At 65.2% G+C, this 10,909-nt stretch carries 12 protein-coding genes; 7 read left to right on the forward strand and 5 right to left on the reverse strand.

Annotated elements, in window-relative coordinates; translation table 11 throughout:
* Positions 1-78 precede the first annotated feature (78 nt).
* Both Q0687_RS13100 and Q0687_RS13105 read right to left on the reverse strand, forming a co-directional pair.
* Positions 79-762, reverse strand: coding sequence for a PQQ-binding-like beta-propeller repeat protein (locus tag Q0687_RS13100; protein ID WP_298877159.1), 684 nt, complete (start codon positions 760-762; stop codon positions 79-81).
* 31 nt (positions 763-793) lie between these two features.
* The gene (locus Q0687_RS13105; RefSeq protein ID WP_298877162.1) at positions 794-2,014 is read right to left on the reverse strand and encodes a helix-turn-helix domain-containing protein; all 1,221 of its coding nucleotides are present in this window, start codon (positions 2,012-2,014) and stop codon (positions 794-796) included.
* A gap of 99 nt (positions 2,015-2,113) precedes the next feature.
* On the opposite strand from Q0687_RS13105, the gene Q0687_RS13110 reads away from it, so the two are divergent.
* Entirely contained in the window at positions 2,114-2,899 is a 786-nt protein-coding gene (locus Q0687_RS13110) for a DUF899 domain-containing protein (protein ID WP_298877164.1), read from the forward strand.
* Complete coding sequence (locus Q0687_RS13115) at positions 2,896-3,153, forward strand: hypothetical protein (RefSeq protein WP_298877167.1); 258 nt, start codon at positions 2,896-2,898, stop codon at positions 3,151-3,153. Before Q0687_RS13110 ends, Q0687_RS13115 begins: the two co-directional genes overlap by 4 nt.
* Before the next feature lie 51 nt (positions 3,154-3,204).
* On the opposite strand, the gene Q0687_RS13120 is transcribed toward Q0687_RS13115, so the two are convergent.
* Both Q0687_RS13120 and Q0687_RS13125 read right to left on the reverse strand, forming a co-directional pair.
* Positions 3,205-3,720 carry a GNAT family N-acetyltransferase gene (locus Q0687_RS13120; RefSeq protein WP_298877170.1) on the reverse strand — a complete coding sequence of 172 codons (516 nt, stop codon included), beginning with the start codon at positions 3,718-3,720 and terminating at the stop codon, positions 3,205-3,207.
* 73 nt (positions 3,721-3,793) lie between these two features.
* Positions 3,794-4,489, reverse strand: coding sequence for a L,D-transpeptidase (locus Q0687_RS13125; RefSeq protein WP_298877173.1), 696 nt, complete (start codon positions 4,487-4,489; stop codon positions 3,794-3,796).
* Positions 4,490-4,763: 274 nt separating this feature from the next.
* Between Q0687_RS13125 and Q0687_RS13130 the strand changes: the two genes are divergently transcribed.
* From Q0687_RS13130 to Q0687_RS13140, 3 genes are all read left to right on the forward strand, one after another.
* The gene (locus Q0687_RS13130; protein WP_298877176.1) at positions 4,764-5,816 is read left to right on the forward strand and encodes a glycosyltransferase family 1 protein; all 1,053 of its coding nucleotides are present in this window, start codon (positions 4,764-4,766) and stop codon (positions 5,814-5,816) included.
* 33 nt (positions 5,817-5,849) lie between these two features.
* Positions 5,850-6,539 carry a methyltransferase domain-containing protein gene (locus tag Q0687_RS13135; protein WP_298877179.1) on the forward strand — a complete coding sequence of 230 codons (690 nt, stop codon included), beginning with the start codon at positions 5,850-5,852 and terminating at the stop codon, positions 6,537-6,539.
* Between the two features lie 237 nt (positions 6,540-6,776).
* Positions 6,777-7,436, forward strand: a complete 660-nt coding sequence (locus tag Q0687_RS13140) for a hypothetical protein (RefSeq protein ID WP_298877181.1) — start codon at positions 6,777-6,779, stop codon at positions 7,434-7,436.
* Between the two features lie 179 nt (positions 7,437-7,615).
* Here Q0687_RS13140 and Q0687_RS13145 read toward each other — a convergent pair whose 3' ends face one another.
* Positions 7,616-9,280: an aminotransferase class III-fold pyridoxal phosphate-dependent enzyme gene (locus tag Q0687_RS13145; RefSeq protein ID WP_298877184.1), complete on the reverse strand. Its 1,665-nt coding sequence runs from the start codon at positions 9,278-9,280 to the stop codon at positions 7,616-7,618.
* Positions 9,281-9,315: 35 nt separating this feature from the next.
* On the opposite strand from Q0687_RS13145, the gene asd reads away from it, so the two are divergent.
* Entirely contained in the window at positions 9,316-10,179 is an 864-nt protein-coding gene (gene asd / locus Q0687_RS13150) for an archaetidylserine decarboxylase (RefSeq protein ID WP_298877187.1), read from the forward strand.
* 69 nt (positions 10,180-10,248) lie between these two features.
* Entirely contained in the window at positions 10,249-10,818 is a 570-nt protein-coding gene (locus Q0687_RS13155) for an NUDIX hydrolase (RefSeq protein WP_298877189.1), read from the forward strand.
* Positions 10,819-10,909 lie beyond the last annotated feature (91 nt).

The following is a 10,909-nucleotide window of genomic DNA, read 5'->3' on the forward strand; positions in this document are numbered from 1 at the left end:
CCGCCCCGAGACGGATTTTACAGGGCGGGCGAGGAGGGCGCTAGAGCGCACCGATGGGGTGGAATTGCGGCAAATGGGTTAATTGCAGCGGCCGCGCCGTTGCTCTCTTCGTCGGACCGGTTGCTGGCCGCGCTTCGGGCGACGAACCGCTCGCACACGCCCGCTGTCGCCGCCGCCGCAGAACAGCTGGTCGCCGCCGTCGGATTCCAACCCCGAGACCATCGTCCCCTCCGGCATATCGAGCTGCTCCAGCACCTTGCCCGTGTCGGGGTCGATCCGCCTGACGTCACTGTCATCGCCTTCCCAGGTGCCATGCCAGAGCTCGCCGTCGACCCAGGTCACGCCGGTGACGAAGCGCTTGCTTTCGATGGTGCGGAGGATCTTGCCGCTGTCAGGGTCGATCTGATGGATCTTGCGCTCGCGATACTGGCCGACCCAGAGCGACCCCTCGGCCCAGGCGAGCCCGGAATCGCCGCCGCCGCCCGGTGCGGGAATCGTGCTCACGACCGCGCCGCTCGCCGCGTCGATCTTCTGGATGCGATCCTCCGCGATCTGGAACAGATGCCGGCCGTCGAATGCCGTGCCCGCATGGGCGGCGACGTCGATGGAGTGTGAGAGCTTGCCGCTATCGGGATTGAGGCCATTCAACTTGTCGCCGGACGCGAACCAGACATTGCTGCCGTCATAGGTGACGCCATGCACGGCCTTGACGTCAGGGAAAGGCCCGTACTCTCGGATGATTTCGGCGGCTGATCGTTTCATGGTGTGGTCCTTGCGCGACGCTCGATGAATCCTACGCTTTCAAGAGCGGCGAGGGGAGTAACAAGCCTGTCGGGAAACCGGGCACCGGCGGCGTCATCCAGCGCCGCGCCCTGCCGTGGCCGAACGATTGCACCTTGCCCGATCGCGCCAGCTCTTCGAGCGCCCGTTGCACCGTGCGCGCGCTCATGCCAAGCGCGAGCGCGAGCGCCGAGCTCGACCAGGGCTCGCCGTCGGCAAGAATGGCAAGGACCGCGGCGTGCTTCTCCTCGACCGGGCGCGCCAGCACGATGACGTCGCGGGTTTTTCGCGGCGCCAGCTCAAAGCCCAGCTTGGTCGCGCTGATCTCGGCCAGCGGCTTGAGCTGGGTGCGGAGCCGCCCGATCTCGACGCGCAAGCGCGCGCGATGCGATTCGTCGGCGTGCTTGGCCTGGAATGCGCCCGAGATCAGCGCCTCGCGCGAGACATCCGCGGGCCATGCCTGCGCCAGGAGACGGGCGAGTGCGAACAGCACGGGTCGCGTGCCCAGCGGCACGGCAACGCCCTGCCTGCGCACGACATGATGGAAGGTGTCGACGACGAGCGCAGTCGAGCTGGCCAGGCGCTCGACCTCGCCGAGCAGGAGCGGGTGCTCGCTGCCGCGTGCGATCAGGCGCGCGGCCGGCGTGTTCAGGATGAGGCTGGCGCTGTCGACCTCGGCCAGCAGCGCCGGGATGTTGGCCTGGCGCGCGGCGCGGGCTGCGAGATCGAGCGCGGTGTGCGCCTGTCTTGATTTGAGCCGCCTGATGGCGATGCCGGCGACCACGAGCTCGCGCACGACCTGGGATGCGGGCGGCAGCGGAGAGGCGCCGATCTCGGCCAGCGTCCGCTCGGCCTCGTCGATCCTCCCGAGCAAAAGAAGGCGGCGCGCCTCGATATGGCCTGCATGGGCGGCATTGGCGAGATCGCCATGGCTTGCCAGCGTCGCCCGCGCCGCCGCGAGCGTCTTCGCCGGCCAGTTCAGCTCGCGCGAGACCAGCGCGATCTCGGCCTCGGCCACCACGCATCTGGCGCGCGCGACAGCCTCTTTCGGCCCGAAGGCGCGGGCGGCGCTACGCAGCAGCGCCTTGGCCTTGGCGAGATCGCCGAGCTGCGCCATCGCGATGCCGCGCAGCGCCAGCGAGGGCGCATCGTTGCGCAGCGCGACGCGGTTCAGCGCGCCGAGCGGATCGCCGGCTTCGAGCGCACGCGCGGCGGCCGTGATCAGCGACTCCATGAAAATCCCGCCACACTTGTTACTCCCACCCTGCGCTCCCCAGGTGCAACAGTTTCCTCACGGCCGACGATGTGCGGTGAGGATGAGATTTGGAGAGCCATGATGACATCAGCAAACAAAGCAGCGACTGGCGGACAGGACGCCATGCAGACACCGCCGGTGGTGTCGCCGCAGGAGTGGGAGGCAGCCCGGCAGGAACTGCTGGTGAAGGAGAAGGCACATACCCGTGCTCGCGACGCACTCGCCGCCGAACGCCGGCGCATGCCGTGGATGGAAGTGACCAAAACCTACGCATTCGAGGTGCCCTCGGGCAAGGCCAGTCTGCTCGATCTGTTCCAGGGCCGGAAGCAGCTCATCCTCTACCGGGCGTTCTTCGAGCCGGGCGTGTTCGGCTGGCCCGACCATGCCTGCCGCGGCTGCTCCATGGTGGCCGACCAGGTCGCCCATGTGTCGCACCTGAACGCCCGCGACACCACGCTGGTGTTCGCCTCGCGCGCCCCGCAGGCGGATATTGCGCGGCTGAAGGCGCGGATGGGCTGGAACATTCCGTGGGTCACCATCACCGACGATTTTGATGCCGATTTCGGCGTCGGAGAATGGCACGGCACCAACGTGTTCTACCGCGACGGTGACCGCATTTTCCGCACCTATCTGATCAAGAGTCGCGGCGACGAGCAGATGGGCGGCACCTGGAACTATCTCGATATCACTCCGCTCGGCCGGCAGGAGCCCTGGGAGGATTCGCCGCCCGGCTATCCGAAGAGCCCGACCTACAAGTGGTGGAACTGGAACGACAGCTACGAGGCGGGTGCTGCGCCCGACAAGAAGTGGGTCGAGGTCTCCGACGCCGGCGAAATCGCGCTCCGCTCCAAGGGCGCGCAATGAGCGACGTCCATCCCGCCAGCGCCAGGCGCGACGGCAGCGCGGCCGCATCCCAGCTTGCGAGATGGCTGGGTCTTGCGGCCACGCCCACCTTCGCGGTCATGGCCGTGCTGACGGCCGTGTTCAGCGGCTCGGGGGACATGCTCTGCTCCGCCGGCCACGGACTGTCGCTGGGCGGGATGGTGCCGATGTATCTGTTGATGAGCGCGTTTCACTCCGCGGCGTGGCTGCGGCTGCTCTCGGGGCGGCGCGCCTGAGGAGACGGCGGCGTAAATCGAAGACGGCCCTGGTCTCCGGGACCGTCTTTGCTATTTGCCGCTTGCGTCGACAAATAATTCCATCAGGACTTCATCGAAATATCGGCCGTTCTGCTTCAACGCCTTCACCTCGCGGCCGTATTCGACGAAGCCGGCGGCGGCGTAGAGGCGCAAGGCCGCTTCATTCTTGCTCATGACGCTCAGCTGAAGTTTTTCGACGCGCTCGGCAGCATGGGCAATGACCGCGTCGACCAGGCGCCGGCCGACGCCCGATCGCCCCGCCTGATGTCGCACATACATGCCCCAGAGATCGGCCTTGTGCATGGTCTGGGGACCATCCTGCCGGCGGAAGCCGGCGACGCCGACGATCTCGCCGTCGATGAAGGCACCGAACACGTCCGAACTGGTCAGGCGCTCCTCGAACCAGGCGAGCGGCTTCTCCCGCTCGCGCGCGAAGGTGCTGGCGAAAGCCTCGGGATGCGCCGACAGCGCTTCCAGCCTGATGTCACGGTAGAGCGCCGCATCAGTGGGTGTGAGCAATCGGATCATGTCGGCACGATACCTCATGACGGACCGCCCGGCCCGAACAAAAACGGCCCCGGCATTGCCGGGGCCGTTCGCATCTCAATCTCGTCTCGCGTTAGCGAAGCTCTGCGCGGCGCTCGGTCATCGGCAGCACGATCACCTTGGTGCCGACGTTGACGCGGGAGTAGAGGTCGGAGACGTCGTCATTGGTCAGACGGATGCAGCCGGACGAGACGTGCTTGCCGATCGTATCAGGCGCGTTGGTGCCGTGGATGCGGTAGACGGTGCCGCCGAGATACATCGCGCGGGCCCCTAACGGGTTGCCGGGGCCGCCGGCCATGTGGCGCGGCAGGTAGGGCTGGCGCTGGATCATTTCCGGCGGCGGCGTCCAGTCCGGCCACTCGGCCTTCTTGGTCACCGATTGCGTGCCGGACCAGGTGAAGCCGTCGCGGCCGACGCCGATGCCATAGCGGATCGCCTGGCCGTTACCGAGCACGTAATACAGATAGGTGTTGGGCGTATCGATGATGATGGTGCCCGGCGCTTCGCGCGTCGCATAGGAAACGGTCTGGCGGCGGAAGCGGGCCGGCGTCTCGACGGCGTCCTGATCCTCGGATGGCGCGGCCTGGTAGGTCGGCGCCTGATAGGGCTCATAGGGCTGCGGTGCGGTCATCACCGGCAGCGGCTGGAAGAACGGAAACAGCTGCACGGGTGCGGCCTTGGCCGGGCCGGCGAATGCGATTGCAGCAACGGCCACTGCACTGACGGCAACGGCGCGCGAATACGTCTTGAACGTCTCCAGATTGAACATTGGTCGCCCCTGTTTCTCGTGGTGTTCTTGGTCACCCCGGCACCGTTGCGGTGCTCCGTTGCCTAAATCCCTAACGGAAACAAGTTTCGGGACGTTTGCGCGGAAAACCGAAAACGGTTTCATCGCGGCAAGGATTGTTTCATGACAGTTTCGTGGCCGCGCCGGCGCGTTAACGAACAAAACAGCGGGTCGACACTTCTGTGACGTCACACGCCTGAAATATCCGTGGTTGATGGTCGTTAGCCGAGAATCATCAAACTCTCGGGATTTCCCCATGCGGGTATTAATCGCGACCGATGCCTGGCATCCGCAGGTCAACGGTGTGGTCCGGACGCTGACCTCGCTCGCTGCCGCCGCCAAGGCCCTCGATGTCGAGATCGACTTCCTGACGCCTGACGGCTTCAGATCTTGGCCGCTGCCGACCTATCCGGGCATTCGCATTGCGTTGCCGAGCGGAAAGGAGATCGCGCGGCGGATCGAGGGGGGCGCGCCCGAAGCCCTGCACATCGCGACCGAAGGGCCGATCGGCTGGGCCGCGCGCGCCTATTGCCGCCGCAACGGTCTCGCATTCACGACGTCCTACACCACACGCTTTCCGGAATACGTCTCGGTGCGCACCGGCATCCCTGATGCCGTCGGCTATGCCGTGTTGCGCCACTTCCACGACGCCGCCGCCATGACCATGGTGGCGACGCCGTCGCTGCGGCAGGAGCTCGCAAGCCGCGGCTTCAAGCGGCTCGGCTTCTGGGGGCGCGGTGTCAACACCGAGCTGTTTCACCCCGATTCTCCCGCCAAGCTCGATCTGCCAGGCCCGATCTTCATGACCATGGGCCGCGTGGCGGTTGAGAAGAATCTCGAAGCGTTTCTTTCGCTTGACCTGCCCGGCACCAAGGTCGTCGTCGGCGACGGTCCGCAGAAGGCCGCGCTGGAGAAGAAGTACCCTGACGTCGTCTTCCTCGGCGAGAAGAAGGGTGCGGATCTCACCGCGCATCTGGCCGCTGCCGATGTGTTCGTGTTTCCGAGCCTCACCGACACGTTCGGCGTGGTGCAGCTCGAGGCGCTCGCTTGCGGCACGCCGGTTGCGGCGTTTCCCGTCACCGGCCCGAAGGACGTCATCGCCGATCATCCGATCGGCGCGATCGACAACGATCTGCGCGCCGCGTGCCTGCGCGCACTCACCATGTCGCGCGAGACCTGCCGCAACTTCGCGCTGGAGCGCTCCTGGGAGAACAGCGCGCGCCAGTTCGTCGGCAATCTCACCTCACTCCAGCCCAGCCGCGTCCTTCGCGCTTCGCCACGCATGGCGCAGCGGCCGGTGCGCGGTTGATTCATACTTTGACCCACAGCGAGAACCTCATCGATGGCTAAGATCATGAACCTTGACGGCACCCAGCAGCTCGACCTCACCCGTGGCTCGGTCGAGCAGGCCTATGACCGCTGGGCGCCGGTCTACGATCTCGTGTTCGGCGGTGTGTTCGCCAAGGGCCGCCAGGCTGCGATCGCAGCCACCAACAAGATCGGTGGCCGCGTGCTCGAGGTCGGTGTCGGCACCGGCATCTCGCTGCCGCTCTACTCCCCGAACCTGCGCATCTTCGGCACCGACATTTCGGACGCGATGCTCGACAAGGCCCGCCGCCGCGTCAGCGAAGGCAACCTCAAGAACGTCGAGGGCCTCGCGGTGATGGACGCCGAGAAGCTCGAATTCCCCGACAATTCCTTCGACGTCGTGATGGCGCAGTACGTCGTCACCGCGGTGCCGAATCCGGAGAAGGCGCTCGACGAATTCGCCCGCGTGCTGCGTTCGGGCGGCGAGCTGATCATCCTCACCCGCGTCAGCGCCGACACCGGCATGCGCCGTTTCATCGAGCAGAAGCTGCAGCCGGTGGTGCGTCCGCTCGGCTTCCGCACCGCCGAGTTCGCCTGGTCGCGCTATGCCAAATGGCTCGCCGGCGCCAAGGGCATTGAGCTCGCCGAGCGCCGCCTGATTCCGCCACTCGGCCATTTCTCGCTGGTGCGCTTCCGCAAGGTCGACATCGCCAAGGCGGCGTAACTGTTCCTCCTCATGGTGAGGAGGCGCGTCAGCGCTGTATCGAACCATGAAGGCCCGTGCCGCTGCACCTCGGCCTTCATCCTTCGAGACGCGCGTTCCGCGCTCCTCAGGATGAGGGGACAGAGTAACCGTGCGTCACCGCGTCGCTGCACATCGCCACATGACAAAATGATGATGTCACACGCCGTACATCGAATCCCTTTAAATCCAGAACCCGAAAGCATTTTGGGGGAGAGCATGATCAAGAACTACCTCGAGCAGCTGCGGATCCAGCGCTGGGACGACCATCGCTACTATCACCACAGCCGCATCAATCAGAGCCTGCACTTCATCAGCGCGGCGAGCTTCCTCTTTGCTTATGTCTGGCTGTTCGTCGATCCCATGATCTCGGCGCTGGTCGGCTGGCTGGTCTCGATGACCTCGCGCCAGGCAGGTCACTTCTTCTTCGAGCCGCACACTTACGATCACATCAACCAGGCGACGCACGAGTACAAGGAAGAGATCAAGGTCGGCTACAATTTGCAGCGCAAGGTTGTGCTGATGGCGATCTGGGCGGCCTCGCCGCTGGTGCTGTTCGCCGATCCGACGCTGTTCGGCCTGTTCACGCCCTGGGCGAACGCGACCGACTTCGTGCGGCAGGTTGCCAAAATCTGGCTCGCGGTCGGCGGCGGCGGCCTGTTGTTCCGCACCGTGCATCTGTTCTTCATTCGCGACGTCGAGACCGGCCTCGTCTGGATGACCAAGATCCTGACCGATCCGTTCCACGATTTGATGCTCTATCGCAGCGCTCCGCTGGCCCTGATGCGCGGCGAGCTGATGGATCCCGGCCTGCATCTCAACCCCGAGCACACGCTAGGCCTGATCTCCGAGCCCGCGCTCGAAGAGCAGCACGCCTGAGCGCGCCGCTACTCAGAACGCGAATGTCTATGGTTTACGTCATGCCCGGGCTTGTCCCGGGCATCCACGTCTTCGGGCTGCCGTGCGGAAACGCGTGGATGGCCGGGCATAGGCGAGCGGAAGCGACGCCGTCCTTCGGACGGCTGGGCCCGGCCATGACGACGTCGGAAGAACTGGCCTCAGCGTCCCAAACGCTTGGCCAGCATCTCTTTCAGGATCTGCCGCTTGATGTTCTTGTTGGTGAGCGCGCCGTCGTGCCACCAGAAGCCATCTGCTTTCATCTTCTCGGCGGCGCGGACGAAGCGGTCGGCGACTTCACTGAAATCGGCGTCGGTGTAGTTGAGACTGAAGATCAGCCGGCCGGTGCCGACCCAGCTCAGCGCGAGGCCCTCGGCGCGCAGGTAATATTGCAGCATCCAGTTGTAGCGGGACGGCGTCGTGTATTTCACCGTCCAGATCGACGAGAAGTTGGCAAACTGCACCGGCAGCTTGGCATCCGTCATCATCTTGTTCAGCTTCGCGACGCGGCCGTTCCAGGTCGCATCCAGGCCATCATAGATGGCGCGGAAGTTCGGGCTGGCGAGCCGGCTCAGGAACTCGTCCATCGCCGTCATGACGTAGGGATGCGAGTTGAAGGTGCCGCGGGCAAAGCAGATGTCGGCGGGGCGGTCGTCGCGGTAGCGCCGCATCAGCTCCTTCTTGCCGCAGACCACGCCGACCGGCAGGCCGCCGGCGAGGCTCTTGCCGTAGGTCACCATGTCGGCCTTGACGCCGAAATATTCCTGGGCGCCGCCGGCGGCGAGACGGAAGCCGACGAAGACCTCGTCGAAGATCAGCACGATGCCGCGCTCGGTGCAGACTTCGCGCAGCTTTTTCAGCCATTCGGTGTAGGCGGCGCGATCGAAATTGCCGCCGCGGGACGAGTCGACCAGCGAGGAATCGCCGGGTGCGTTGCCGTTCGGATGCAGGCCCTGCAGCGGATTGACCAGCACGCAGGCGATGTCCTTGCGCGTGCGCAGGACATGCAGCGTCTTCTCGGACATCTCGGAGAGCGTGTAGGTCTCGTGCGCGGCGATCGGGTTGCCGACGCCGGGCTGCACGTCGCCCCACCAGCCGTGATAAGCGCCGGCGAAGCGAACCAGATGCGTACGCTTGGTGTGGTAGCGCGCCAGACGCACCGCCTGCATCACGGCTTCGGTGCCGGACATGTGAAAGGAGACCTCGTCAAGGCCCGAGATCTGGCAGAGTCGCTGCACGTTCTCGAGGATGACGGGGTGATAGGGACCGAGCACCGGACCCAGCGCATGCGCGCGCTTCTCGGAGCCCTCGATGCATTCCTTGTAGAAGTCGTTGCCGAAGATGTTCACGCCGTAGGAGCCGGTGAGGTCGTAGGAGGTGTTGCCGTCGACATCGGTGACGGTGACGCCGCTCGAGGATTCCATGAAGGTCGAGGTGCCCAGGTGCTCGCGGACGAGACGCGAGAACTGGAACGGCACGCGGTAGCTCTCGGTGAAGTTGAGATCGGAGATCGTCTCGGCCGCTTCCTTCGTCATCGCGCGGCCCCTGGGGTAGCGCTCGGCGTAGAGCTTGGCGAGACGGAAGAAAGCGTCCTTGCGCTGCTTCACCACATGATCAGGCGCGCCGTCGCAGCCGAAATACTTGTCGCCTTCGAATTCGTAGAACGGCAGCAGCTTCGCCACCCGGCGCGACATCTTGGAGTGCCCGGCGAGCGAGCGATGCTTGGCGCGGGACAGTTCGACCCGCGCCTTGATCTTCGGAAGGACGGCGGCAGCAGACGCTGCGGCGGCCACGGACATCGAGAGAATCGGGAGTGTCGTTTCCATGACATCAAGCGCTAAACCTGTGAGCTGACAGATTCATGACAGTCAAAGCCCTCATCGCCTCTTTCACCCAGCAGGAAGACCTCAACTTCCTGTTGACCAACCGCATCCCCCGCGCGGCGCTGACCCGCTTCATGGGCTGGTTCTCCAAGATCAGGAATCCGCTGGTGCGGGACTTCTCGATCGCCCTCTGGAAGCTGTTCTCCGATCTCGACCTGTCGGAGGCGCGCAAGACTCATTTCACCAGTCTGCACGACTGCTTCACGCGGCAGCTGAAGCCGGGCCTGCGACCGTTTGATCCCGATCCTTTGGTCGTCGCCAGTCCCTCCGACGGCATCATCGGCGCCCATGGCCGGATCGCCGACACGGAGCTGTTTCAGGTCAAGGGCGCGCCCTATTCGCTGCTCGATTTGCTCGGCGATCCCGCATTGGTCGAGCAGCATCGCAACGGCAGCTTCGTGACGCTGCGGCTGACCTCGAGCATGTATCATCGCTTCCACGCGCCCTATGATGCGCATATCGAGCGCGTGACGCTGATCCACGGTGACGTCTGGAACGTCAACCCGATCGCGCTGAAGCGGGTCGAGCGCCTGTTCTGCAAGAACGAGCGCGCGGTGATCCGCACGCATCTCTCAACCGGCGAGGCGGTGACGCTGGTGCCGGTGGCAGCGATCCTGGTCGCCAGCATCCGCCTGCACTTCCTCGACATGGTGCTGAACGCGCAGACCCGGGGGCCGGTCAATTTTCCTTGCGATGTCAACGTCACCAAGGGCGAGGAACTTGGCTGGTTCGAGCACGGCTCGACCATCATCATCCTCACGCCCGGTGACTTCTCGTTCTGCGAGGGCATCGGCGAGGGCACGCGCATTCGCGCCGGTCAAGCCCTGCTTCGGCGGACCTAGTCTTCATTCCGCCGTGTCGGCGGCCTATATCGTTCACGGGGACGAACAGACGGCACGACGGGATTGGCGATGGCGCGGGCGCCGGTGATGGCGGCGGGTGGGATTGTGCTGCGGCGTGGCGACGCGCCGCTGATCGCCATCGTGCGCCAGCGCAAGCGCAATGAATGGGTTTTGCCCAAGGGCAAGCTCGACGACGGCGAAACGCCGAAACAGGCCGCGCATCGCGAGGTGCTGGAGGAGACCGGCCACGAGGTCGCCATCCAGGAGTTCTTGGGCACGCTGGTCTACCAGTCCGGCGGCCGCTCCAAGGTCGTGCATTTCTGGCGGATGGAGGCCGAGGGCAGCCAGGTCCGGAAGCTGATGAACGACATCAAGGCGGTCGATTGGTTGCCGCTGGACGACGCGCTCGCGCGCCTGTCGCGCGAATATGAGCGTGCCTTCCTCACCCAGGTCGGCCCGATCGCGATCGCCGCGGCGGGGCTTGCACCGTCACCCGCGCCCGAGCCGACGCCGTCGCTGGCCGCCGACGAGATCGATGCAGCCCTGCAGACGCTGACACCGGCCGAAGCTGCCTCTGTCGACGAGTTGCGGCATGGCCTGTTGCAAAAGGTGCGGGCCTGGCTGCGCGGCGAGGCGTGAGGTTTTCCGTTCGTCTCTCGCCAGTCGTCATTGCGAGCGCAGCGAAGCAATCCAGAATCTTTCCGCGGACGCATTTCTGGATTGCTTCGCT

It is taken from the genome of uncultured Bradyrhizobium sp. (assembly GCF_936928535.1).
Classification (GTDB): Bacteria; Pseudomonadota; Alphaproteobacteria; order Rhizobiales; family Xanthobacteraceae; genus Bradyrhizobium.